General features: G+C 62.3%; 21 protein-coding genes. 10 read left to right on the forward strand and 11 right to left on the reverse strand.

The window, feature by feature from the left end:
• Positions 1-88 precede the first annotated feature (88 nt).
• From P9250_RS20560 to P9250_RS20570, 3 genes are all read left to right on the forward strand, one after another.
• Positions 89-658 (forward strand): cytochrome b, encoded by a 570-nt coding sequence (locus P9250_RS20560; protein ID WP_244827013.1) that lies wholly within the window; start codon positions 89-91, stop codon positions 656-658.
• A gap of 119 nt (positions 659-777) precedes the next feature.
• Positions 778-1341: a YceI family protein gene (locus tag P9250_RS20565; RefSeq protein WP_244827014.1), complete on the forward strand. Its 564-nt coding sequence runs from the start codon at positions 778-780 to the stop codon at positions 1339-1341.
• A gap of 124 nt (positions 1342-1465) precedes the next feature.
• A complete protein-coding gene (locus P9250_RS20570; protein WP_244827958.1) occupies positions 1466-1984 on the forward strand; it encodes a YceI family protein in 519 nt (172 codons plus the stop codon).
• 132 nt (positions 1985-2116) lie between these two features.
• On the opposite strand, the gene secF is transcribed toward P9250_RS20570, so the two are convergent.
• The 5 genes from secF to queA all read right to left on the reverse strand — a co-directional run bounded on the left by secF (position 2117) and on the right by queA (position 8163).
• Complete coding sequence (gene secF, locus P9250_RS20575) at positions 2117-3067, reverse strand: protein translocase subunit SecF (protein ID WP_250463062.1); 951 nt, start codon at positions 3065-3067, stop codon at positions 2117-2119.
• 26 nt (positions 3068-3093) lie between these two features.
• Positions 3094-5166 carry a protein translocase subunit SecD gene (gene secD, locus P9250_RS20580; RefSeq protein WP_310394871.1) on the reverse strand — a complete coding sequence of 691 codons (2073 nt, stop codon included), beginning with the start codon at positions 5164-5166 and terminating at the stop codon, positions 3094-3096.
• A 123-nt stretch (positions 5167-5289) separates the two neighbouring features.
• The gene (gene yajC / locus P9250_RS20585) at positions 5290-5616 is read right to left on the reverse strand and encodes a preprotein translocase subunit YajC (RefSeq protein WP_244827017.1); all 327 of its coding nucleotides are present in this window, start codon (positions 5614-5616) and stop codon (positions 5290-5292) included.
• Between the two features lie 222 nt (positions 5617-5838).
• Positions 5839-6999, reverse strand: a complete 1161-nt coding sequence (gene tgt / locus P9250_RS20590; protein WP_310394873.1) for a tRNA guanosine(34) transglycosylase Tgt — start codon at positions 6997-6999, stop codon at positions 5839-5841.
• A 111-nt stretch (positions 7000-7110) separates the two neighbouring features.
• Positions 7111-8163: a tRNA preQ1(34) S-adenosylmethionine ribosyltransferase-isomerase QueA gene (gene queA, locus P9250_RS20595; protein WP_309841366.1), complete on the reverse strand. Its 1053-nt coding sequence runs from the start codon at positions 8161-8163 to the stop codon at positions 7111-7113.
• 84 nt (positions 8164-8247) lie between these two features.
• On the opposite strand from queA, the gene recG reads away from it, so the two are divergent.
• The 7 genes from recG to P9250_RS20630 all read left to right on the forward strand — a co-directional run bounded on the left by recG (position 8248) and on the right by P9250_RS20630 (position 16391).
• Complete coding sequence (recG, locus tag P9250_RS20600) at positions 8248-10665, forward strand: ATP-dependent DNA helicase RecG (RefSeq protein WP_310394874.1); 2418 nt, start codon at positions 8248-8250, stop codon at positions 10663-10665.
• A gap of 140 nt (positions 10666-10805) precedes the next feature.
• Positions 10806-11765, forward strand: coding sequence for a hydrogen peroxide-inducible genes activator (locus P9250_RS20605; protein WP_244827021.1), 960 nt, complete (start codon positions 10806-10808; stop codon positions 11763-11765).
• A 335-nt stretch (positions 11766-12100) separates the two neighbouring features.
• Positions 12101-13585 carry a catalase gene (locus P9250_RS20610; RefSeq protein WP_250463071.1) on the forward strand — a complete coding sequence of 495 codons (1485 nt, stop codon included), beginning with the start codon at positions 12101-12103 and terminating at the stop codon, positions 13583-13585.
• Positions 13586-13605: 20 nt separating this feature from the next.
• Positions 13606-13764 (forward strand): hypothetical protein, encoded by a 159-nt coding sequence (locus P9250_RS20615; RefSeq protein WP_244827023.1) that lies wholly within the window; start codon positions 13606-13608, stop codon positions 13762-13764.
• A gap of 196 nt (positions 13765-13960) precedes the next feature.
• Positions 13961-14449, forward strand: a complete 489-nt coding sequence (locus P9250_RS20620; RefSeq protein WP_244827024.1) for a Dps family protein — start codon at positions 13961-13963, stop codon at positions 14447-14449.
• A gap of 139 nt (positions 14450-14588) precedes the next feature.
• Positions 14589-15446: a 4-hydroxybenzoate octaprenyltransferase gene (ubiA, locus tag P9250_RS20625; RefSeq protein WP_310394877.1), complete on the forward strand. Its 858-nt coding sequence runs from the start codon at positions 14589-14591 to the stop codon at positions 15444-15446.
• A gap of 114 nt (positions 15447-15560) precedes the next feature.
• On the forward strand, positions 15561-16391 hold the full coding sequence (locus P9250_RS20630; RefSeq protein ID WP_310394879.1) for an FkbM family methyltransferase: 831 nt from the start codon (positions 15561-15563) through the stop codon (positions 16389-16391).
• A 149-nt stretch (positions 16392-16540) separates the two neighbouring features.
• On the opposite strand, the gene proC is transcribed toward P9250_RS20630, so the two are convergent.
• The 6 genes from proC to P9250_RS20660 form a co-directional block, all read right to left on the reverse strand.
• Entirely contained in the window at positions 16541-17353 is an 813-nt protein-coding gene (gene proC / locus P9250_RS20635) for a pyrroline-5-carboxylate reductase (RefSeq protein WP_310394884.1), read from the reverse strand.
• Between the two features lie 22 nt (positions 17354-17375).
• Positions 17376-18071 (reverse strand): YggS family pyridoxal phosphate-dependent enzyme, encoded by a 696-nt coding sequence (locus tag P9250_RS20640; RefSeq protein ID WP_310394886.1) that lies wholly within the window; start codon positions 18069-18071, stop codon positions 17376-17378.
• 41 nt (positions 18072-18112) lie between these two features.
• Complete coding sequence (gene glcF, locus P9250_RS20645) at positions 18113-19339, reverse strand: glycolate oxidase subunit GlcF (RefSeq protein WP_244827029.1); 1227 nt, start codon at positions 19337-19339, stop codon at positions 18113-18115.
• Positions 19340-19347: 8 nt separating this feature from the next.
• Complete coding sequence (gene glcE / locus P9250_RS20650; RefSeq protein ID WP_310394888.1) at positions 19348-20436, reverse strand: glycolate oxidase subunit GlcE; 1089 nt, start codon at positions 20434-20436, stop codon at positions 19348-19350.
• A gap of 111 nt (positions 20437-20547) precedes the next feature.
• Complete coding sequence (locus P9250_RS20655) at positions 20548-22101, reverse strand: FAD-linked oxidase C-terminal domain-containing protein (RefSeq protein WP_244827031.1); 1554 nt, start codon at positions 22099-22101, stop codon at positions 20548-20550.
• A 157-nt stretch (positions 22102-22258) separates the two neighbouring features.
• Positions 22259-23680 (reverse strand): FAD-linked oxidase C-terminal domain-containing protein, encoded by a 1422-nt coding sequence (locus P9250_RS20660; protein ID WP_310394891.1) that lies wholly within the window; start codon positions 23678-23680, stop codon positions 22259-22261.
• Positions 23681-23879 lie beyond the last annotated feature (199 nt).

The following is a 23879-nucleotide window of genomic DNA, read 5'->3' on the forward strand; positions in this document are numbered from 1 at the left end:
TCCGTATTGTTGATGTAGGATTGCGGCCTTGAAGACCCGTCGTTCCGGACGGCCAGCCGCATAACGATGAATATCAGGGTGAAGCAATATGGAAAGCAGCGTTCGCATCGCGTCGGCTCAGTCGACCGGACGATACAGCGCCACGGCAATCGGCCTGCACTGGCTGATTGCGTTGCTGATCGTATGCGGCTTTTATCTCGGCTGGATCATGACGGACATCCCGGGGTTCACGCCGACCAAGCTCAAGTATTTTTCGTGGCACAAGTGGATTGGCGTGACCGTGTTCGCGCTTGCCGTTCTGCGGCTCGTGTGGCGCGCCACGCATCGCGCGCCGCCGATGCCCGTCGACATGCCGGGCTGGCAGAAGGGCGCGGCGCATCTCACGCATTTCCTCCTTTACGCACTCATGCTGGTGATTCCCGCATCGGGTTATCTTTATAGTTCCGCGGCCGGCTTGCAGGTGGTTTATCTCGGCGTGTTGCCGTTGCCAACCATCATCGGGCCGGACAAGGCTTTGAAGGCGACGTTGAGAATCGTGCATATTGCGCTGAACTACACGTTGCTCTTCTTCGTCGTGATGCACGTGCTCGCGGCACTCAAGCATCATTTCGTCGATCGCGATGGCTTGCTCGGCCGCATGCTTCCGTTTCTGCGCTAAGCCGCCGATGCGATTGTTTCCTGTGCGTTGGCAAGGCGTTTCCCGCCTGCTGTTTTTTCCAGCATTCTTTTGATTTCCAATACCGGATGTTCGTCGGACCCGATCAGGAAAAGGTACACATGAAAGTGAAACTCAATCGTTGGATGCTGGCCGCCGTATCGGCGAGCTCGCTTGCGCTCGCCATCGGCGCACATGCGCAAGTGGACGTGAGCAAGAGCAGCGTGACCGCGACATCGAAGCAGATGAACGTGCCCACGGACGGCAAGTTCAACAAGTTCACGGCGCAGATTTCGTTCGATCCGGCCAAGCCCGCCGCCGGCAGCGCGAATATCACGATCGATACCGGCAGCTACGATCTCGGCGACGACGACTACAACAAGCAGGTGCGCGGCAAGGAATGGTTCGATGCCGCGACCTATCCGACCGCCACGTTCGTTTCGAGCGCCATTGCGCCGGCGGGCGGCAATCAATACAAGGTGACGGGCAAAATCACCATCAAGGGCAAGTCGCAGACGGTCACGGTGCCCGTGACCATCACGCAGCAGGGCGCAACGGAAACGTTCGACGGCTCGCTGCCGATCAAGCGCAACCAGTTCGACATTGGAACGGGTGAATGGAAAGACACGTCGGTGGTCGCCGACGATGTCGTCATCAAGTTTCATATCGTCGCCGCGAAGAAGTAAGCGGCCGACTCAAGCAAATCAAAGCCAACTCATTGCATCGCAACGATTCAACCAGGAGAAGCACTTGAACAAACTTTCCGTTTTCGCCGCAGGCGCGCTTGCAGCCAGCCTTTCGTTCAGCGCAATGGCCGCTGATACCTACCAGCTCGATCCGAACCACACGTATCCGAGCTTCGAATCCGATCACTTCGGCGGCGTGTCCACGTGGCGCGGCAAGTTCAACAAGAGCAGCGGCACCGTCGTGCTCGATCGCGCGGCGAAGACTGGAACGGCTGAAGTGACGATCGACATTGCATCGATCAACACCGGCAACGCGAAGCTCGACGAGCATCTGCAAAAAGCCGAATTTTTCGATGTCGCCAAGTACCCGACCGCGGTGTACAAGGGCACGTCGATCCGCTTCAACGGCGACACGCCGGTTGAAGTCATCGGCACGCTGACCATGCACGGCGTGACCAAGCCGCTCAACCTGAAGCTCGACACCTTCAAGTGCTTCGTCAATCCGATGATGAAGAAGGAAGTGTGCGGCACGGAAGCGTCGGCGACGTTCGATCGCGGCGACTTCGGCATGGACTACGGCAAGTCGTACGGCTTCAGCCTGAAGACGACGCTGCATATCCAGGCCGAAGGGGTGAAGCAGTAAGTTTCATCGATTGTGGAATGAAACCGCCTCGCGTGCTGTGCGTGAGGCGGTTTTTTTGCGCCCGTGCCAAATGCAAAGGGCCGGTCTCCTTTCGAAGACCGGCCCTTTGCTTGTCCATCGTTACGACGCGCCTTAAACCTGAGCGCCCGCGTTCGGATCGTTCGGATCGAACCTGTCCTTCTTGTCCTTGACGAGATCTTCACGCTTCACGCCCAGCCACATCGCAAGCGCGGCGGCCACGAACACCGACGAGTAGATACCGAACAGAATACCCACCGTCAGCGCCAGCGCGAAGTAATGCAGCGTCGGACCGCCGAAGAAGAACATCGAGAGCACCATCATTTCCGTACAGCCGTGAGTAATGATGGTTCGCGACATCGTGCTCGTGATCGCGTGGTTGATGACCTCGATCACCGTCATCTTGCGCTGCTTGCGGAAGGTTTCACGAATCCGGTCGAAGATAACCACCGACTCGTTAACCGAATAGCCGAGCACCGCGAGAATCGCCGCCAGCACGGACAGCGAGAACTCCCACTGGAAGTAAGCGAAGAAGCCGAGAATGATCACCACGTCGTGCAAGTTGGCGATAACGCCCGCCACCGCATACTTCCACTCGAAGCGGAACGACAGATAGATCACGATGCCGATCACCACGCAAGCCAGCGCCAACAGCCCGTTGGTCACGAGTTCCTTGCCCACCTGGGGCCCGACGAACTCGACACGTTGCAGTGTGACTTGCGGGTCGTTGACCTTGAGCGCGGTGATCACCTGATCGCTCTGCTGCGCCGACGTGAGGCCTTGCTTGATCGGCAAACGGATGAGCACGTCGCGCGATGTGCCGAAGTTCTGCACTTGCGCATCGGCGTAACCGAGCCTGGCCATGGTGCCGCGCACGGGTTCGAGCGGCACGGCTTGCGGATACTGCACCTCGATGACCGTCCCGCCCGTGAACTCCACCGACAGATGCAGGCCTCGATGCACGAGGAAAAAAACAGCCGCGAGGAACGTGATGAGCGAGATCGCGTTGAAGATCAACGCGCGCTGCATCAACGGCAAGTCGCGGCGAATGCGGAAGAATTCCATGTTTCGTTTCTCCGGGGTTCAGTCAATCAGCGGGGCGAACCCGGTTTTTCCTCATCGATGCCAGGACCAGAACGGCGGCGCACGCTCGGCTTGCCACCGCGCGCAGGCGTCTGAACCTGAGCACGCGGCGCCGCGACGGGAACAGCCGTCTTGGTCTTGCCTTTCGCCGTCTTGATGATTTCGTCGACGGGCGAATCGTCACCGCGTTGGGCGGCGAGATACGCGGCCGCCGCAGCTTCGGTGTTGCCGCCTTCCGGGCGCCACACCTGACCGATAGCCAGCGACTTCAGCTTCTTCTTGCCGCCGTACCACAGGTTCACGAGGCCGCGCGAGAAGAACACCGCCGAGAACATCGAGGTCAGAATGCCGATACAGTGCACGACCGCGAAGCCGCGTACCGGACCCGAGCCGAACGCGAGCAGCGCGAGACCGGCGATCAGCGTGGTGACATTCGAGTCGAGAATGGTCGCCCAGGCGTGTTTGAAACCTTCCTGTATCGCCGTTTGCGGCGGCGCGCCGTTACGCAGTTCTTCGCGGATACGTTCGTTGATCAGCACGTTCGCGTCGATCGCCATGCCGAGCGCAAGCGCAATAGCCGCGATACCCGGCAAGGTCAGCGTGGCCTGCAGCATGGAGAGGATCGCGACGAGCAGCAGCAGGTTGACCGACAGCGACAACATGGAGATCAGGCCGAACAGCATGTAGTACACGATCATGAAGATGGCGATCGCGGCGAAACCGTACTGCACCGAATCGAAGCCCTTCTTGATGTTGTCGGCGCCAAGGCTCGGCCCGACCGTGCGTTCCTCGATGATGTCCATTGGCGCTGCGAGCGAACCGGCGCGCAAGAGCAGCGCGAGATCCGTGGCGGCTTGCGGCGTCGGCTGGCCGGTAATCTGGAAGCGGTCGCCGAGTTCGGACTGGATGGTCGCGACCGTCAGCACTTCGCCCTTGCCCTTTTCGAACAGAACCATGGCCATCGGCTTGCCGATGTTGTCGCGCGACACGCTCGACACCGCGCGGCCGCCGGCCGAGTCGAGGCGAAGATTCACGGACGGACGCTGATGATCGTCGAAGCCCGTGGACGCGTCGATGATGCGGTCGCCCGTGAAGATGATCTGCTTGCGCAGGAACACGGTGCGGTCGCCCTGCTTGAACGCTTCGTCGCCCGGCGGCACCGGGTCGGTTGCGTTTCCGTAGGTGTTCACGGGATCGGCGAGACGTGCTTCGAGCGTCGCCGTGCGGCCGATGATGTCCTTTGCCTTCGCCGTGTCCTGCACGCCCGGCAGCTCGACGACGATCCGGTCCGAACCCTGCTGCTGAATCACGGGCTCGGCCACGCCGAGTTCGTTGACGCGGTTATGCAGCGTCGTGATGTTTTGCTTGAGCGCGCCGTCTTCCACCGTGCGCTGCGTGCCCGGCGTGAAGGTGCCGACCACCTGATAGCCGTCGCCGCCCTGACGCGTGGTCCATTGCAATTCGGCGACGCCCGTCGTGAGCAACGTGCGCGCGTTGTCGGCCGCGGCCGCATCGGCGAAATTCACCACCACCGATTGCCCCACGCGATTCACGCCGCCATCGCGGATATTGCGGTCGCGCAGGTACGTGCGCGCGTCGGCGGCGTCGGAATCGAGCTTCTTGTTGAGCGCGCCGGCCATGTCCACTTGCAGCAGGAAGTGCACACCGCCGCGCAAGTCGAGACCGAGGTACATCGGCAATGCATGCAGCGCGGAGAGCCAGCGCGGCGATGCGCTCTGCAGGTTCAGCGCGACGATGTACTGCGGGTCGGTCGGGTCGCTGTTCAGCGCCTTCGTGATGATGTCTTTCGCATGCAACTGCGTGTCCGTGTCTTTCAGACGCACACGAATGTTCGCACTCGCCGCCGAGTTGTCGAACGTGACTTCGTCGGACTGGATCTTTGCCGCGGCGAGCGCGCTCTCGACAGTCGAAAGCGTGGCGGAGTCGAGCTTCACGGTTGCCTTGCCGCTCGATACCTGCACGGCAGGCGCTTCGCCGAAGAAATTGGGAAGCGTGTAGACGAGACCGATGACGAGCGCCACCAGCATCACGACATACTTCCAGAGGGGATAACGATTCATGGGGATGGCCGAACGGAAAGTTGGCTGCGGGGGAGGGGGCGTCCGGCGTCATGCGCTGCGAACCGCATGGGAAGACCCGGTGGCTCGGTGGCGAGGCCGCGCCGGACGCGAAGGAACGTGGCCTTACAGCGCTTTGATGGTGCCCTTCGGGAGAATGGTCGTGACGGCAGCCTTCTGCACGGTGATTTCCGTGCCTTCGGCGATTTCCACGCCGACGTAAGCTTCCGACACCTTCGTGACCTTGCCGACGATGCCGCCGTTCGTGACGACTTCATCGCCCTTGGCCATGGCCGACAGCATGTTGCGATGTTCTTTCTGACGCTTCATCTGCGGACGGATCATGATGAAGTACAACACGGCGAACATCAGGATCAGCGGCAGGAAGCTCATCAGGCTCGATTCCGCGCTGCTGGCGGTGCCTTGTGCAAAGGCATTGGAAATGAACGACACGTTGGTCTCTCCGTTAATACGTTCAGAATTGCGTTCGAAATGACGTTCGCAAATGCGTTTGAAAACCTGGGCCAGAAATTAGCCCGATATTCTACCACTCGCCGCGCCCCTCAAATGGCTGGAATGCGCTTTGGCATCAAGCCGTTACCGCGACTTTCGAGAGTCCGTTGCGAGCGACGGAAAGGCGATTGTAATGCTTGTCCGGGCGATATCCGTCCCGCCTTAGTCGACGCCGCGCGCCCGATTCTCCGCGAACGTCTTGCGAAATGCCTCGAACGTGTGTGTTTCGATCGATTGGCGCACTTCGCCGATAAGTTCCAGGTAGTAATGCAAGTTGTGAATGGTGTTCAGTTGCGCGCCCAGAATTTCCCCGACGCGATGCAGATGGTGCAGATAAGCGCGCGTGAAATGGCGGCACGTATAACAACCGCAGCTTTCGTCGAGCGGCTTTTGCGAGTTCTTGTGCGTCGCGTTCTTGATCTTGAGGTCGCCGAAGCGCGTGAAGAGCCAGCCGTTGCGCGCGTTGCGCGTGGGCATCACGCAATCGAACATGTCGACGCCTGCGGCCACGCCCGCGACCAGATCTTCCGGCGTGCCGACGCCCATCAAATAATGCGGCTTGTCGGCGGGCAGCTTCGGACCGATGTGATCGAGCACGCGCATCATGTCCTCCTTCGGCTCGCCGACCGAAAGGCCGCCTATGGCGAGCCCATGGAAGCCGATTTCCGAGAGACCCGCGAGCGACTCGTCGCGCAAGTCCTCGAACATGCCGCCCTGCACGATGCCGAACAGCGCGTTCGGATTGCCGAGTCCGCTGAACTCGTCAATGGAGCGCTTCGCCCAGCGCATGGACATGCGCATGGAGTCGGCGGCTTCCTGGTGCGTCGTCGGTACGCCGTTTGTGGCGTAAGGCGTGCACTCGTCGAACTGCATGACGATGTCTGAATTCAGCACCTTCTGAATCTGCATCGACACTTCGGGCGAGAGAAAAAGTTTGTCGCCATTGATCGGCGAAGCGAACGTCACGCCTTCTTCCGTGATCTTGCGCAGTTCGCCCAGCGAAAACACTTGAAAGCCGCCTGAATCCGTGAGAATGGGACGGTTCCATCCCATGAACCTGTGCAGCCCGCCATGCGCGCCGATGGTCTCGAGACCCGGACGCAGCCAAAGATGAAACGTATTGCCGAGGATGATCTGCGCGCGAATCTCTTCGAGTTCGCGCGGCTGGATTGCCTTGACGGTGCCGTAGGTACCGACCGGCATGAAGATCGGCGTTTCGACGACGCCGTGATTCAGCGTCAGACGGCCGCGACGCGCCTGTCCGTCGGTGGCGAGCAGTTCGAACTTGAGGCCGTTGTCGGGCGGAGTGTGATTCTCGGTCATTGTGGTTCCTGGGCCGCCGGGGAGTGCAGAGATTGTCGCCATGGTAAGCGCTGTCGCTGGCCATGGAAGTCAAGCCGTCAGCTTCGGTCGATACGTCCGGCGCGTAGATGGTTAAGTTTGGGAATGGCGAGTCAAAAGCATGGCATCGCCATAACTGAAGAAGCGGTATTTCTCGTCGATGGCGTGCTGGTAAGCCGCGCGGATCGCGTCCATGCCGGCGAAGGCGGACACGAGCATCAGGAGCGTCGACTTCGGCAAATGGAAATTGGTGACGAGCCGGTCGACCACGCGGAAGGTGTAGCCCGGCGTGATGAAGATATCCGTCTCGGCGCTCGTCGCGGCGAGCGGGCGGCCGGCTTCGGCGGCGTCGCGGGCGGCGGCTTCCAGCGCGCGCATGGACGTCGTGCCCACGGCGATCACGCGATTGCCGCGCGCCTTCACCGCCGCGATTTTATCGACGAGCGACTGCGGCAACTCGTACCACTCGCTGTGCATCTTGTGCTCGGCGATATTGTCCACGCGTACCGGCTGAAACGTGCCCGCGCCGACGTGCAGCGTGAGCGTGGCGCGTTCGACTCCACGCGCGTCGAGCCGGGCGAAGAGGGCATCGTCGAAATGGAGGCCTGCCGTCGGCGCCGCTACCGCGCCGGGATTCGCTGCGTAGACGGTCTGATAACGCGTTTCGTCGTAGGCGTCGGGGTCGTGCTCGATATACGGCGGAAGCGGCAAGCGCCCGTATTGCTCGATGAGCGTCAGGCATTCGGCCGGAAAATGCAGCGTATAGAACGGTTCGACGCGCTCACCGACGGTGACATCGAATGCATCGGCGAGGCGAATGGTCGTGCCCGGCCCGGGACTCTTGCTCGCGCGAATCTGCGCAAGCGCGGTGGTTGCGCCCGTCAGACGCTCTACCAGCACTTCCACGCGTCCGCCACTGGCCTTCTGGCCGAGGAAGCGCGCCTTGAGTACTTTGGTATCGTTGAAGACGAGCAGATCGCCGGCGTCGAGCCGGTTCGGCAGATCGGAGAAACGCCGGTCGATGAGCGTGGCCGGCGAAACGCGATTATCCACTTCGAGCAGACGGCTCGCGCTGCGCTCGGTGAGCGCACTCTGCGCGATCAGCTCGGGCGGCAGATTAAAATCGAAATCGGAAAGCGTGAACATGGCGTTTGATAGTTGCCCGATGTTGCTTGAGGGCGGCACAGGCGCGCCGACCAAAACCCCATATTGTACTTGCGAAGAGAGCAGATGCCCTTGTCCGACCGCCGCGTGACTTCTCCCGACGAAGCGTTTCCAAGCGCCGAAGACAGCGGCGCGCGTGTCGAAGGGAAGGCCGCGCGCACGCGGAAGAAAGCGCCGAAGCCGGTGATAACGGGCACGATCCAGCCGGAGGGCGAGGTGCGGGCGTCCGCGCTCGACGACGGTGATTCGCAGCCGACTGCTTCGGCGGCGAAGGCTCAAGACGCGGGTTTCGACAGCGCCGCCGAAACCTTCGAGGAGCCAAGCGTGGCGGACGCGCAGTCCACTCGCGCCGCCCAACCCGCGTCGGCCGCGAAAACTGGGAACGCCGGTCTGACTAGCGCCGGCAAAACCGCGCCCAAGCTCGTCAAACCCGCCGACAAGCTCGCCAAGCTCGGCTTGAAGACCGACATCGACCTCGTCTTGCATCTGCCGATGCGCTATGAAGACGAAACGTCGCTCACGCCAATCGCCGAACTCATTCCCGGCGACATCGCGCAGACGGAAGGCGTCGTGTTCGATAACGAGATCGCGTATCGGCCGAAGCGGCAATTGCTCGTGAAGATTCGCGACGATGCCGGCGACGACCTGACGCTGCGCTTTCTCAACTTCTACGGTTCGCAAGTCAAGCAGGTGTCCGTCGGCGTGCGCCTGCGCGTGCGCGGCGACGTGCGCGGCGGCTTTTTCGGCTTGGAGATGGTGCACCCGGTCGTGCGCCCCGTCGATGACGACACGCCGCTGCCGCAAGCGCTCACGCCCGTCTATCCGGCGACCGCGGGCGTCTCGCAGGCGTATCTGCGCAAGGCGATCGACAGCGCGCTCTCTCGCGTGTTTCTGCCGGAGTTGCTGCCCGAGCCGATCGCGCGCGCGCATCTCGCCCCGCTCAACGTGCCCGGCCTGCTCGACGCGGTGCGCACGCTGCATCATCCGCGCGCGGATTCCGACGAAACCGCGCTTATCGACGGCACGCATCCGGCGTGGACGCGCATCAAGTTCGAGGAACTGCTCGCGCAGCAGTTGTCGCTCAAGCGCGCGCACGCCGAGCGCCGCACTCGCGCCGCGCCTGCCATGCCGCGCCGTGCCGCTGGCGATTCCGCCTCGCTCGTCGTGCGTCTACTGAAAGCGCTGCCGTTTTCGCTGACCGGCGCGCAGCAGCGCGTCAGCGCGGAAATCGCGCACGAACTGACGCTCGCGCATCCGATGCAACGTCTTTTGCAAGGCGATGTCGGCAGCGGCAAGACCATCGTCGCGGCGCTCGCGGCGGCGCAGGCCATCGACGCCGGTTATCAGGCCGCGCTCATGGCGCCGACCGAAATTCTCGCGGAACAGCACGCGCGCAAGCTGCGCGGCTGGCTCGAACCGCTCGGCGTGTCGGTCGCGTGGCTCGCCGGCAGTCTCAAAGCCCGGGACAAACGCAGCGCAAGCGAGGCCGCCGCGCTCGGCACCGCGCACCTCGTCATCGGCACGCACGCGATCATTCAGGACTCGGTCGAGTTCGCGCGTTTGGGCCTCGTGATCGTGGATGAGCAGCATCGCTTCGGTGTCGCGCAGCGGCTTGCGCTGCGGGCGAAGGCGCAGAAAGCATCGAACGGGGCGAAGGACTTCCAGCCGCATCAGCTGATGATGTCCGCGACGCCGATCCCCCGAACGCTCGCCATGACCTATTACGCCGATCTCGATGTCTCGACCATCGACGAACTGCCGCCTGGCCGCACGCCGATTCTCACGAGAATCGTCTCCGACAGCCGCCGCGACGAGATCATCGGCCGCGTGCGCGAGGCGGCGCTGACTGGCCGGCAAGTTTATTGGGTGTGTCCGTTGATCGAGGAAAGCGAGACGCTGCAGTTGCAAACCGCCGTCGAGACTTACGAAACGCTCGTCGCGGCGCTGCCCGAACTGCGCGTCGGGCTGGTTCACGGTCGGCTTGCGCCCGCTGAAAAGGCGGCGGTCATGGACGCCTTCTCGCGCAACGAAGTGCAATTGCTGGTCGCGACCACGGTGATCGAAGTGGGCGTGGACGTGCCGAATGCGTCGCTGATGGTGATCGAGCATGCGGAGCGTTTCGGGCTCGCGCAGCTGCATCAGTTGCGTGGACGCGTGGGGCGCGGCAGCGCCGCTTCCGTGTGCGTGCTGATGTACGCGAATCCGCTCTCGCAAACCGCGCGCTCCCGGTTGCAAACGATGCGCGAAACGACCGATGGCTTCGAGATCGCCCGCCGCGATCTTGAAATTCGCGGTCCCGGCGAGTTTCTCGGCGCGCGCCAGTCCGGTGAGGCGATGCTGCGTTTTGCCAGCCTCGAAAACGACGGCTGGCTGATCGAACCCGCGCGCGCGGCCGCGGATCGCATGCTCGAAGCGTTCCCAGACGCCGTTACGCGCCATCTCACCCGCTGGCTGGGCGTGCGCGAACAGTATTTAAAAGCATGATGGATGAACTTGAGCGGGCGTCGTCGGTCCCTATTTGCTAGATACACAGCCGCGTTTGCAATAGCCGCGAGAGTTGTCGAATTGCGCTTGGCGGGTGTATAAGATAAACCTATCGAATCAATGTATTCCATTGGCCTCCAATGACGCTCACTGAACTGAAGTACATCGTCGCGGTTGCGCGCGAGCGGCACTTTGGCCGCGCCGCCGAAGCGTGCTTCGTCAGCCAGCCGACGCTGTCGGTGGCAATCAAGAAGCTCGAAGACGAACTCAACGTGCAGATCTTCGAGCGCGGCACGAGCGAAGTCAGCGTGACGCCCATCGGCGAGCAGATCGTCACGCAGGCGCAGCGCGTGCTCGAACAGACGCTCGCCATCAAGGAAATCGCCAAACAGGGCAAGGACCCGCTTGTCGGACCGCTGCGCCTAGGCGTCATTTATACGATCGGGCCGTATCTGCTGCCGACGCTCGTCAAGCAGATGATCAAGGCGGTGCCGCAGATGCCGCTAATGCTCCAGGAAAACTACACGCTCAAGCTGATCGAACTGCTGAAGCAGGGCGAGATCGATGTGGCGATCATGGCGCTGCCATTTCCCGAAACGGGCCTCATGGTGCGCGCGCTGTACGACGAGCCGTTCGTCGTTGCCATGCCTTCGGGTCATGCGTGGGAAAACCGCGCGAAGATCGATCCGGACGATTTGAAGCAGGAAACCATGCTGCTGCTCGGCAGCGGCCATTGCTTCCGCGATCACGTTCTCGGCGTGTGTCCGGAGCTGATGCGCTTCTCGCAGAACGCGGACGGCATTCAAAAGACCTTCGAAGGCTCGTCGCTGGAAACCATCCGGCATATGGTGGCAAGCGGCGTCGGCATCACGGTCCTGCCGCGTATGTCGGTGCATGAAGTGAAGCCGCACGCGGCGGGCATCGATTCCGGCCTGCTTAGTTACGTCGCGTTCGATGACCCCGTCCCGGACCGGCGCGTCGTGCTGGCGTGGCGCAAGAGCTTCACGCGCGTGCCTGCCATCGACGCGATCAGTGATGCCATCGCTGCCTGCGATTTGCCTGGCGTGAGAAAGCTGGACATACCAGTGGCGGTGAACTGAGTTCGCCGCAAGTTTCACGTTTCATTGCAAAGCCGTGCCTTCATCGAAGTCACGGCTTTTTTATTTGGGTGGCGCCCCCAGCTATCGAATAGATAAATTCAATCAAATTTTTGTTTTCGATAGTTTTCTATAAGATTCCTCCATCGACAGCGCTTGGCCACTCCGGCCAAGCCCACGGAGGAACGTCATGCACCGCCACGCCGCCATCGCCAAATCATGGAACGAACTGCGCCACGTCGCCGTGCGCGTTCTAGCGGACTTCGCCCGCGTCGCCTGAAACTCGGCGAACCGTCGCATCACTCATCTCAAGCCAACGCAAAAACAGGAGTATCACGATGACCAACGAACGCCTCACGACTGCCGCTGGCGCACCCGTCGGCGACAATCAGAATTCGCAAACCGCCGGTCCGCGCGGTCCCGTGACCTTGCAGGATTTTTGGCTGATCGAAAAACTCGCGCATTTCGACCGCGAAGTGATTCCCGAGCGCCGCGTGCATGCAAAGGGTTCGGGCGCCTTCGGTACGTTCCGCGTCACGCACGACATCTCGCGCTATACGAAAGCCAAGATTTTCTCGGAGATCGGCAAGGAAACGCCGATTTTCATGCGCTTCTCGACGGTGGCAGGCGAACGCGGCGCCGCCGATGCCGAACGCGACGTGCGCGGCTTCTCCATCAAGTTCTACACCGAGGAAGGCAACTGGGACGTGGTCGGCAACAACACGCCGGTGTTCTTCATCCGCGATCCGCTGAAATTTCCCGACTTCATCCACACGCAGAAGCGCGACCCATACACGAACACGCGCAGCAATGTCGCCGCTTGGGATTTCTGGTCGCGTCATCCGGAATCGCTGCATCAGGTGACGATTCTCATGAGCGATCGCGGTATTCCGAAGAACTATCGGCAGATGCATGGCTTCGGCTCGCACACGTTCTCGTTCATCAACGCCGATAACGAGCGCTTCTACGTGAAGTTCCATTTCAAGTCGCAGCAGCCGCTCGAAAACTACACGGATGCCGAAGCCGGCGCCGTGATCGCCAACGATCGGGAAAGCGCGCAGCGCGATCTGGTCGACAACATCGATCGTGGCGAGTTTCCGCGCTGGAATTTCCGCATTCAGGTGATGAGCGAGGAGGAAGCGGCGCGCTATCGCATCAATCCGTTCGATGTCACCAAGGTGTGGCCGCACAAGGACCATCCGCTGATCGATGTCGGCGTGATCGAATTGAACCGCAATGCGCAGAACTATTTCGCGGAAGTCGAGCAGGCCGCGTTCACGCCCGCCAACGTGGTGCCGGGCATCGGCTTCTCGCCGGACCGCTTGCTGCAAGGGCGCCTCTTCTCTTATGGCGACACGCAGCGCTATCGGCTCGGCATCAATCATCATCAGATTCCGGTGAATGCGCCGCGCGTGCCGGTGGCGAATGCATTTCATCGCGATGGCGGAATGCGCGTCGACGGCAATCTCGGATCGCGCGTCAATTACGAGCCGAACCGCTTTGGCGAATTCGCGCAGGACGCGAGCGTGAACGAGCCGCCGCTCGCGGCGGGGACGGTGTATCGCTTCGATCACCGTGAGGACGACGACTACTACAGCCAGGCAGGCGCGCTTTTCCGTCTCTTCGACGAAGCGCAGCGCGAGCGGTTCTTTGGCAATATCGCGCGGCATATCTTCGGCGTACCGGATGAGATCGTCGCGCGTCAGATCGAACACTTCCGCCGCGCGGACCCGGCTTATGCGGCAGGCGTGATAGATGCTCTTATCAAGCTCGGACAGAAAGTAACCGTGAAGCAGGACGAGGAAGATACCGCGGCCGCGTGATCGGCCAGGGAGAAACGACCATGAATCAGGCATTCAACACCATCGAGCAGGCCATGAAACATATCGAAGCCACTAGTCGCAAAGTGCGCGTGACGCTTGCGTTTGGCGCCGTCGCGATGGGTTACGGGCTCGTCGTTGCCAGTGCATTGCATGGCGCGGGCGCGGGCGTTTTCGCCTGAGGCAGGACGTCTATCGACACGAAGACAGGCCGCTCTGTCAGCACGACGCGGCGGCCTGTCTTCCACGCATGCAAAGCCGCGCCATATAAAAAAGTGACCTTGTTTCTACGATAAACTAGCGGACGGTCTGTAGCTTCGCGCCTCGCTTGAGCAATAGGCGCACTCAACGTTCGAATCACACTTTCACGGAGTCAATATGGCGAACAAAGACGCTGCACCTCCCGTCAACATCGGCATCAACGACGAGGATCGCAAGAAGATCGCCGACGGGCTGTCCCGTCTGCTGGCCGACACGTACACGCTATACCTGAAGACGCATAATTTTCACTGGAACGTCACGGGGCCGATGTTCAACACGCTCCATCTGATGTTCGAGACGCAATACAACGAACTCGCACTCGCCGTGGATGCCATCGCCGAACGTATTCGCGCGCTGGGCGTGCATGCACCGGGCAGCTACAAAGACTTCGCGCGGCTGTCGACCATTCCGGAAGCGGATGGCGTGCCCTCGGCCGAAGAGATGATTCGCCAGTTGGTACAAGGTCAGGAAGCGGTGGTGCGCACGGCGCGCGAAATCTTCCCCGCGACGGACGCCGCCAACGACGAGCCGACCGCCGACTTGCTCACGCAGCGCATGCAGACGCATGAAAAGACCGCGTGGATGTTGCGCGCCATGCTGGCCTGACGTCTCGGCTTCAAACGCTTGGAAAGCTTCAAACGCTTCGATGAAAACCCCGTGCGCGGGGTTTTTTTGTGGGCGCAATGCGCGGGCTTGCGCCAGCACGCTGGTCTAGAATAGGCCATCGAACTTTCGCTGCCTTGCCATGCTCGCCCGCCTTCCGCTGTATATGCGCCTCGTGCGCCTGGATAAACCCATCGGCAGCCTGCTGCTGTTGTGGCCGACGCTCAACGCATTGTGGATCGCATCCAACGGGCATCCTTCGCCAATGCTGCTCGTCATCTTCGTGATCGGCACCATTCTCATGCGCTCGGCGGGCTGCGCCATCAACGACTACGCCGACCGCGATTTCGACCGCTACGTGAAGCGTACGGCCGAGCGTCCGATCACGTCGGGCAAGATCAAGGCATGGGAAGCGGTGGCGCTCGCGGCGGCTTTATCGCTCCTTGCGTTTTTGCTGATACTGCCGCTCAACACACTCACGAAAGAACTGTCGGTGTTCGCGCTGTTCGTCGCGGGCAGCTATCCCTTCACCAAGCGATTCTTCGCCATACCGCAGGCGTATCTCGGCATTGCGTTCGGCTTCGGCATTCCCATGGCGTTTGCCGCCGTGCAGAATCACGTGCCCGCGCTCGCGTGGATCATGCTCGCGGCCAACGTGTTCTGGTCGGTGGCCTACGACACCGAATACGCCATGGTCGATCGCGACGACGACATCAAGATAGGCATCCGTACATCGGCGCTCACTTTCGGGCGATACGACGTGTTCGCCGTCATGCTTTGCTATGCCGTGACGCTCGCCATCTATGTGGGCATAGGCGTGGCGCTTGGCTTTGGCTGCGCGTACTGGCTTGGCTGGCTTGCCGCCGCGGCATGCGCCGTCTATCACTACGCGCTGATTCGCGAGCGCGACCGCATGGGATGTTTCGCTGCGTTCAAACATAACAACTGGCTCGGCGGCATGTTGTTCGTGGGAATTGCGCTGCATTACGCGCTGGCTTGATGCGCCGTTGATCTTGCCGACGCATCTTTATGACAGTTTTCGGGCCATCGACTGATTGCGTCAATCCATCCAGTGGCTAGACTCTTGCGGATTTCCGGACACACTTAAAACCGCATGAGTCACATCGAGCGCCCCATCGCCTTCATTCTCGCCGCGTCAAACCATGGCACGCTGATCGTCAATCGCAACGACTTCAACGCCGTGCAGAACGCCGTATCGAACTACACCTACGGCGTCGGGCATCAGATCCTCAGCAAGTCCAGCTTCGATCCGCAAGAAGTGCAGTTCGTGCTCTCTCTTCTCGCGCTGCGTCGTCGTTATTTCGGTGACGGCGTATTCGCCATAGACGGCGGCGCGAATATCGGCGTGCATTCCGTGGAATGGGCGCGTCACATGAACGGCTGGGGACGGGTGCTGAGTTTCGAGGCGCAGGAGATCATCTACTACGCGCTGGCCGGCAATCTCGCGCTCAACAACTGCCTCAATGCGCGGGCCAGGCTGGCTGCATTGGGTGAGTCCGTGGGCGAGATCGGCATTCCTCAACCGGATTACTTCTCTTCGGCGAGCTTCGGCAGTCTGGAGATCAGGCCGCGTGAGCACACCGAGTTCATCGGCCAGGCTATCTCTTACGATGCCGCCGCAAGCACGACGGTGCCGATGATCAGTATCGATTCCCTGAAGCTCGAACGCGTCGATCTTCTGAAGATCGACGTCGAAGGCATGGAAATGGATGTGTTGAGAGGCGCGCGCGAGACCTTGCTTCGATGCAAGCCTGCGCTTTTGGTCGAATGGATCAAGGGCAGCGAGAACGATATTCGCGACTATCTGAGAGGCGTTGGCTACGAGACGTTTTATTCGGTCGAACCGAATGTGCTTGCCATCGCCGAGGGTGATCCGCTGCATGCTCATTTGAACGAGCGCGATGGCGTGCTCAATATCGGTTGAGCGAGCTCGCGCGGCGGCGGTGAGCGCGAGCGAATCCTTCAATGCGCGGGTGCGAAGCCCGCGCACCGCGCAAGCTGCACGTGTTGCCGTGCCGCCAGTTCCTTTTGTGCGCATGCGAGTTGCCAGCGCACCGCGCACGATTCACGTTTTCACAAGCCGCCCAACTCGTCACCCATCTCCTTCGCGCGCGCCTGCGCCGCGAGCGCGCCACGCACGATGGCGTCCTTCACACCTTCAGCCTCGAACGATGCCAGCGCCGCCGCCGTCGTGCCGCCTTTCGATGTCACCCGTTCGCGCAGCACGCTCGCCGCTTCGCCCGATTGTGCAGCAAGCTGTGCCGCGCCGGTGAAGGTCGCCACCGCGAGTTCGCGGCCCTGGGCTTCGTCAAGGCCGAGTGCGCGCGCGGCTTCCTGCATCGCTTCGATGAAGTAGAACACGTAGGCCGGACCGCTGCCGGAAATAGCAGTGACGGCATCGAGTTTCGCTTCGTCGTCGAACCAGACGGAGGAGCCCACCGCTTCCAGAACTTGCGATGCCAGCGCCTTCGCGTCGTCGCTCACGCCCGGCAGCGCGGCGAGTCCGGTCACGCCCATGCCGATCAGCGCGGGCGTATTCGGCATGGTCCGCACGATCTGCGTATAGCCGTTCAGCCAGCGCGACAGATCCGTCGCGCGAATGCCCGCCGCGATGCTGATGATGGTTTGCTTCGACAGATGCGGCGCGAGCGATTCGGCCACGCTCTTGAGCACTTGCGGCTTCACGGCCAGCAGGATCGCGTCGTAGGCCGCGAGTTTCTCGTCGATGGTCGCGCCCGTCGCAATGCCGAACTGCTTCGCGGTGCGTTCGCGCGCTTCGTCGTTGATATCGACGGCATAGATATCCGCCGGCGCGACGCCGCGCTTGACCAGACCGCCGATGAGCGCGGCAGCCATGTTGCCACCGCCGATGAATGCAATTTTCATGGTGAAGTAGTCGAGAGTGAAATCAATGCGAATAGTCGCGCGCACCGAAGATCGCGGTGCCAATGCGCACCATGGTCGCGCCTTCGAGCACGGCGGCTTCGAGGTCGGCGGACATGCCCATGGAAAGCGTGTCGAGATCGAGACCGTCTGCGCGCAGCTTGTTCATGAGTTCGCGAAGGCGCGCGTGCGGCTCGCGTTGCGCGTCGAGTGTGTCGGCGGCTTCGGGAACGGCCATCAGGCCACGCAAGCGCAGGGCGGGAAGCGCCGCGACCGCATGCGCGAGCGCGGCGGCTTCTGCCGGTTCCACGCCGCTCTTCGAAGCCTCGCCGCTCACGTTGACCTGCACGCAGACATTGAGCGCGGGCGTGCCTTCGGGCCGTTGCGCGGACAGACGCTCGGCAATCTTCAGCCGGTCGATGGAATGCACCCAGTCGAACTGCTCGGCGACGAGCTTGGTCTTGTTCGATTGCAGCGGCCCGATGAAGTGCCACTCGATGTCGCTGCGTAAGTCGGCGAGCGTGGCAATCTTCGCGATGCCTTCCTGCACGTAGTTTTCGCCGAACGCGCGCTGGCCGGCAATGAACGCGGCGCGCACGTCTTCGGCGGGAAAGGTCTTGGAGACGGCGAGAAGCTGCACGGACGCGGCGTCGCGCGAGGCGTCCGCCGCGGCCTTCGCGATACGCTGCCGGACTTCTTCGAGATGTTGAGCGATAGACATGCTGGCCGCCTGAAAAGCAATCCAGCCATTATACGAAGCGCTCAACCGTAAAGCAGATGCTCGAGCAACTGAATCCAGTGCGCGACGGGCGTGGACGTGCCGCTTTGCAGATGCGCGATACACCCGACATTCGCCGACACGATCATCTGCGGCTCGGTCTTTTCCAGCCGGTCGAGCTTTTGATTACGCAGCGTGTATGAGAGCTTTGGCTGTAGCACCGAATACGTGCCCGCCGATCCGCAGCAGAGATGGCTATCCGCGGGCAAACGCACTTCGAGCCCGAGCGCGGTCAGCAGATGCTCGACGCGTCCGCGAATCTGCTGCCCGTGCTGCAAGGTACACGGCGGATGGTAGGCGACCGTATGCACGCTGCGGCGTCTTGCCAGCGCGATGAGTTCTTCCTCGTACATCGGCAGGATTTCGGCGAGGTCGCGCGTAAGCTCGACGATGCGCGCTGCCTTGTCCGCGTAGACCGGATCGTCGCGCAAAAGGTGCGCGTATTCCTTCACCGTCGCGCCGCAACCCGATGCGTTCATCACGATTGCCTCGACGCCGTTCTCCACATACGGCCACCATGCGTCGATGTTGTTGCGCACGTCGTCGAGCGCTTCGTCGTTGTAGCCGAGATGCAGGCGGATTGCGCCGCAGCAGCCCGCATCCGGCGCGGTGACGATCTCGATGCCGAGCGCGTCGAATACGCGTGCGGTCGCCGTGTTGACGTTGGGCATCATGGCCGGTTGCACGCAGCCGGAAAGCATCAGCATCTTGCGCTCGTGTTTGCGCGTGGGCGCGGCGAGCGGCTTCTCCGGGACGGGAATCTTCGCGCGCAGATTGCGTGGCAGGATGCCGCGAAACTGCTGGCCGAGTTTCATCGCCGGCGTGAAGAGCGTGCTGTTCGGCAGAAAGCTCGCCAGCAAGCGCCGCTGCAAACGCTGGCGCATGGGGCGCTCGACTTTCTCTTCGACCACCTTGCGGCCAATTTCCACGAGCCGCCCGTACTGCACGCCCGACGGACACGTGCTCTCGCAATTGCGGCAGGTGAGGCAGCGATCCAGATGCAGTTGCGTGCTGCGCGTGACCGGCGCGCCTTCGAACATCTGCTTCATCAAATAGATGCGCCCGCGCGGTCCGTCGAGTTCGTCGCCGAGAATTTGATAGGTCGGGCAAGTCGCCGTGCAAAAGCCGCAATGGACGCATTTGCGCAGGATGGCGTCGGCTTCGTCGCCATCGGCCGTGCCGCGGATGAAATCGGCGAGATTGGTTTGCATCGAGGCGCCTAGAAATCGGGGTACAGCCGGGCGCGATTGAACACGCGCGCCGGATCGAACGCCGCCTTCAGCCCGCGATGGATTTTCATCAGCGGCGCGGGCAACGGCGTGAACACGCCCGCATTGCGGTCATACGCGGAACCGGCGCGGAAGATGGTCGCGTGCCCGCCCGCCTGCTTCGCGCTGATACGCACGGTCTGCGGGTCGGTGTCCGTGATCCACCAGCGCTGCGCACCGCCCCATTCCATGAGTTGCGCGCCCGGCAAATGCAGCGGCTCCGCAATGGACGGCAACGCGAGCCGCCAAAGCGCCGAGCGCGGCTGAATGACCGCGAAGAACGGATCGGTCTGCTCGCGCATGCCGATCCAGAAACGGTCGGCTTCGACGGCGTCGACCACCTCGCCGCCGAGCGTGTTGCGCGCGGATTTAACAGCAGCTTCCGCGCCCGCGAGACGTAGCGCGAGCGTGCCGTCGCGCCACGCGCTGCCGGTGATCGGCAATGGATGACCGCCCCATTCGTTGAGCTTGCGCACGCCGTCCGTTGCATGCATGTCGAATTTGAGCGTGGCTTCGGCGACGGGGCGGGGCAGCACCTTGATCGACAGTTGCAGCATGAGGCCGAGCGTGCCGAGCGAGCCCGCGAGCAAGCGCGCGACGTCATAGCCCGCCACGTTTTTCACCACTTGGCCGCCGAAGTGCAGCACTTTTCCGTGCCCGTTCATTACCACCGCGCCGAGCACGAAATCGCGCGGCGCGCCGGTCCATGCGCGACGCGGGCCGGCAAGTCCCGCCGCGATGCAGCCGCCGAAGGTCGCGTTGCGGCCGAAGTGCGGCGGCTCGAAGGGGAGCATCTGCCCGTGCTCCATGAGCGCGGCTTCGATTTCCGCGAGCGGCGTGCCGCTCTTCGCGGTGATCACGAGTTCCGCCGGATCGTATTCGACGATGCCGCGATGCGCGCGCGTGTCGAGAATCTCCCCTTGGAGCGTCTGTCCGTACCAGTCCTTCGTCCCGCCGCCGCGAATGCGCAGCGGCGTGCCGGTCTCGGTGGCGTGTGCAATCCGCTCCGACCAGCCGGCGACGATGTCGTCCTGTTCCATGGGTGTCCCGCTTGATTGATGCTTTTTCTATTCCGTCTCGTCCGGTCGATTGTACCGGGCGCTTAACGCAGCCACAGTCGGACAAACGTGGATAGCGGGATCGCGCACTCGTCAGAAGCGCGGAATCTCCGGGTGCGGCAAAAGCCCGCCGCGAATGTGCATCTTCCCGTATTCGGCGCAGCGCGCGCGCGTGGGAATGCCCTTGTCGGGATTGAGCAGGCCGGGCGGATCGAAGGCGCGCTTGACCGCGTGAAAGGCGTCGCGTTCCTCGGGCGAGAACTGCACGCACATCGAATTGATCTTCTCGATGCCCACGCCGTGTTCGCCCGTCACCGTGCCGCCCAGTTCCACGCAGGTTTCGAGGATATCGCTGCCGAACGCCTCCGCGCGATGCCATTCGTCGAGATCGTTGCCATTGAAGAGAATGAGCGGGTGCATGTTGCCGTCGCCCGCATGGAACACGTTGATGCAGCGAAGCGCGTACTTCTGTTCCATCTCTTCGATCCGCTTGAGCAGCGGCCCGATGGAGCGGCGCGGCACCGTGCCGTCCATGCAGTAATAGTCGGGCGACATGCGGCCGGCGGCGGGAAAGGCGTTCTTGCGGCCCGACCAGAACTTGAGCCGCTCGCTTTCCGTGCGCGAAATCTGGATGCGCGATGCGCCGAACTCGCGCAGCACCGCCGTCATGCGGACGATTTCCTCGGCGACTTCGTCGTGCGTGCCATCGGATTCGCACAGCAGGATGGCGGCGGCGTCCAGGTCGTAGCCAGCGTTGACGAATTGCTCGACGGCGCGCGTCGCGGGCTTGTCCATCATTTCGAGGCCGGCCGGGATGATGCCTGCCGCGATGATCGCCGCGACCGCGTTACCGCCTTTGACCACGTCGTCGAAACTCGCCATGATGACTTGCGCTGTCTGCGGCTTCGGGATCAGCTTGACGGTGATCTCGGTGACGATGGCAAACATGCCTTCGCTGCCGATCAGCACGGCGAGCAGATCGAGGCCGGGCGCGTCGGGTCCGAGCGAGCCGAATTCGACGGCATCGCCGTCCATGGTGACGGCGCGCACGCGCAGCACGTTATGCACGGTAAGGCCGTATTTCAGGCAATGCACGCCGCCCGAATTTTCGGAGACGTTGCCGCCGATAGTGCACGCGATCTGCGACGATGGATCCGGCGCGTAGTAGAGCCCGTAAGGGGCGGCGGCCTCCGATATGGCGAGATTGCGCACGCCCGGCTGAACCGTCGCGGTGCGCGCGTACGGATCGACTTCGATGATCTTGCGAAAGCGCGCAAGCGACAACACGATGCCATGACGGATCGGCATCGCGCCGCCCGAGAGCCCCGTGCCCGCGCCGCGCGGCACGATCGGCACGTCGAGGCGCGCGCAAATCTGCACGACGCGCTGCACCTGCGCTTCGGTTTCCGGCAATGCGACCGCAAGCGGCAGACGGCGATACGCCGCGAGACCGTCGCATTCGTATGGCGCCGTGTCTTCCTCGCGAAACAGGAGGCAATGCGTGGGCAGCACGGCCATCAGCGCCTGCACGACATCGCGCTGACGCGCCGCGAGTTGTTCCTCGGAGAACCGAGGCGCGTCCGCATGCGGCAAATTCGGCGAAGTGTCGGTCACGAGTGCGGTCTTGAGCTCGTCGGGTGCGTTCATGTCTCCTCCGGGCGCTCGGCGGCGCTTCGTTCGGTTTGATCGACGCAGATGCTCTTCGTCGACGAATGATTGGGTTACCGCGGTCCATCTTGCCCGCTTGCGGCGACAGCGTCCATTGCCGTCGCCGTGTGCGCGAAATGAAGCGCAAACCGCGCGATTACTGCTCGAACGCGAAGATCTTGCCCGGATTCATGAGGTTTTTCGGGTCGAGCGCGTGTTTGATCGAGCGCATCACGGCGATCGCGTCCTCGCCGTGCTCCTCGATCATGAAGCCCATCTTGTGCAAGCCGACGCCGTGTTCGCCCGTGCAGGTGCCGCCGACCTTCAGCGCGCGTTCGACGATGCGGTGATTCAGCCGTTCGGCTTCCGCCAGTTCCTCGGGCTTGGCCGGATCGAGCAGCATGGCGACGTGGAAGTTGCCGTCGCCGACATGGCCGACGATTGGGCAGGGAAGCGGCGAATCCACCAGGTCTTTTTCCGTTTCCTCGACGCATTCCGCGAGACGCGAGATCGGTACGCAGACATCCGTGGTGACGGCGCGGCAGCCGGGCTTCAGTTGCAGCATCGCGAAGTAGGCGTTGTGGCGTGCGTTCCAGAGACGGCTGCGGTCTTCGGGACGGGTCGCCCATTCGAAACCGGTGCCGGCGTTCTCGGCGGCGATGTCCTGCACCGTTTGCGCTTGCTCCTTGACGCCGGCTTCGGTGCCGTGAAATTCGAAGAACAGCGTCGGCGATTCGGCGAGCGTCAGATTCGAATGACGATTGATTGCGCGCACGGCGAGCGAATCGACGAATTCGACGCGCGCAATCGGCACGCCCATCTGAATGGTCTCGATGACGGCGCGTACCGCATCGCCCATCGACGGGAAAGCGCAGATGGCGGCGGAAATGGCTTCGGGCTGCGGATAAAGCCGCACGGTGATTTCGGTGATGACACCGAGTGTGCCTTCCGAGCCGACGAAAAGACGCGTCAGGTCGTATCCCGCCGACGATTTGCGCGCGCGCGTGCCGGTTTTGATGACTCGGCCATCGGCGGTAACCACCGTGAGGCCGAGCACGTTTTCGCGCATCGTGCCGTAGCGCACGGCGTTGGTGCCGGAAGCGCGCGTTGCCGACATGCCGCCGATGCTCGCGTCCGCGCCGGGATCGATCGGGAAGAAGAGGCCGGTGTCTTTCAGCGCTTCGTTCAGTTGCTTGCGCGAAATGCCGGGTTCGACGGTGACCGTGAGATCTTCGGCGTTGATCGAGATGACGTTTTTCATCTCCGACAAGTCGATGGAAACGCCGCCTTGCACTGCCAGCAGATGCCCTTCGAGCGACGAGCCGTTGCCGTAAGGGATGATCGGCGTGTCGTGTTCGGCGCAAAGTCTGACGATGGTCTGCACGTCATCTGTGCTGCGCGCGAAGACGACGGCGTCGGGCAGTTGCGGGTCGAACGGGGATTCGTCGCGGCCGTGGTGCTCGCGCACCGCCTGGGCGGTGGAAACGCGCTCCGCGAATCTTGAGCGCAGCGCATCGAGCAGGGCGGCGGGGAACGGGCGGCGGAAGGCGGTTCGTGCGGCTTCGGCGGGGTGGTTCACGGTGTCTCCGGGGCAGCTTGGGCGCTGCGATTGTTCGGTCGATTTTCGCAGCGGATTCGTTGCGTGTTGCTTATTCGTGCCACTAACCGCTTCAGGCGACGGATCGAGCACGTTGCCTTTTGCGCGCCGGTGCTTAATCGTCGCGCTCGTTGGGCTGCTGCGCTCGGCGTGGTCGAGTGCTTGCTTCACGATTTCCATC

The sequence above is a fragment of the Caballeronia sp. LP006 genome, assembly GCF_031450995.1.
Classification (GTDB): Bacteria; Pseudomonadota; Gammaproteobacteria; order Burkholderiales; family Burkholderiaceae; genus Caballeronia.

Excerpts from the sequence above, each read along its gene's own strand:
- glcE (WP_310394888.1), bottom strand. The coding sequence starts at position 20,436 with ATGGAACAGGACGACATCGTCGCCGGCTGGTCGGAGCGGATTGCACAC.
- P9250_RS20610 (WP_250463071.1), top strand. The coding sequence starts at position 12,101 with ATGACCAACGAACGCCTCACGACTGCCGCTGGCGCACCCGTCGGCGAC.
- P9250_RS20570 (WP_244827958.1), top strand. The coding sequence starts at position 1,466 with ATGGCCGCTGATACCTACCAGCTCGATCCGAACCACACGTATCCGAGC.
- queA (WP_309841366.1), bottom strand. The coding sequence starts at position 8,163 with ATGTTCACGCTTTCCGATTTCGATTTTAATCTGCCGCCCGAGCTGATC.
- recG (WP_310394874.1), top strand. The coding sequence starts at position 8,248 with ATGCCCTTGTCCGACCGCCGCGTGACTTCTCCCGACGAAGCGTTTCCA.
- ubiA (WP_310394877.1), top strand. The coding sequence starts at position 14,589 with ATGCTCGCCCGCCTTCCGCTGTATATGCGCCTCGTGCGCCTGGATAAA.
- P9250_RS20655 (WP_244827031.1), bottom strand. The coding sequence starts at position 22,101 with ATGAACGCACCCGACGAGCTCAAGACCGCACTCGTGACCGACACTTCG.
- P9250_RS20620 (WP_244827024.1), top strand. The coding sequence starts at position 13,961 with ATGGCGAACAAAGACGCTGCACCTCCCGTCAACATCGGCATCAACGAC.
- secD (WP_310394871.1), bottom strand. The coding sequence starts at position 5,166 with ATGAATCGTTATCCCCTCTGGAAGTATGTCGTGATGCTGGTGGCGCTC.
- P9250_RS20615 (WP_244827023.1), top strand. The coding sequence starts at position 13,606 with ATGAATCAGGCATTCAACACCATCGAGCAGGCCATGAAACATATCGAA.
- P9250_RS20605 (WP_244827021.1), top strand. The coding sequence starts at position 10,806 with ATGACGCTCACTGAACTGAAGTACATCGTCGCGGTTGCGCGCGAGCGG.
- tgt (WP_310394873.1), bottom strand. The coding sequence starts at position 6,999 with ATGACCGAGAATCACACTCCGCCCGACAACGGCCTCAAGTTCGAACTG.
- proC (WP_310394884.1), bottom strand. The coding sequence starts at position 17,353 with ATGAAAATTGCATTCATCGGCGGTGGCAACATGGCTGCCGCGCTCATC.
- glcF (WP_244827029.1), bottom strand. The coding sequence starts at position 19,339 with ATGCAAACCAATCTCGCCGATTTCATCCGCGGCACGGCCGATGGCGAC.
- P9250_RS20560 (WP_244827013.1), top strand. The coding sequence starts at position 89 with ATGGAAAGCAGCGTTCGCATCGCGTCGGCTCAGTCGACCGGACGATAC.
- P9250_RS20630 (WP_310394879.1), top strand. The coding sequence starts at position 15,561 with ATGAGTCACATCGAGCGCCCCATCGCCTTCATTCTCGCCGCGTCAAAC.
- P9250_RS20565 (WP_244827014.1), top strand. The coding sequence starts at position 778 with ATGAAAGTGAAACTCAATCGTTGGATGCTGGCCGCCGTATCGGCGAGC.
- P9250_RS20640 (WP_310394886.1), bottom strand. The coding sequence starts at position 18,071 with ATGTCTATCGCTCAACATCTCGAAGAAGTCCGGCAGCGTATCGCGAAG.
- secF (WP_250463062.1), bottom strand. The coding sequence starts at position 3,067 with ATGGAATTCTTCCGCATTCGCCGCGACTTGCCGTTGATGCAGCGCGCG.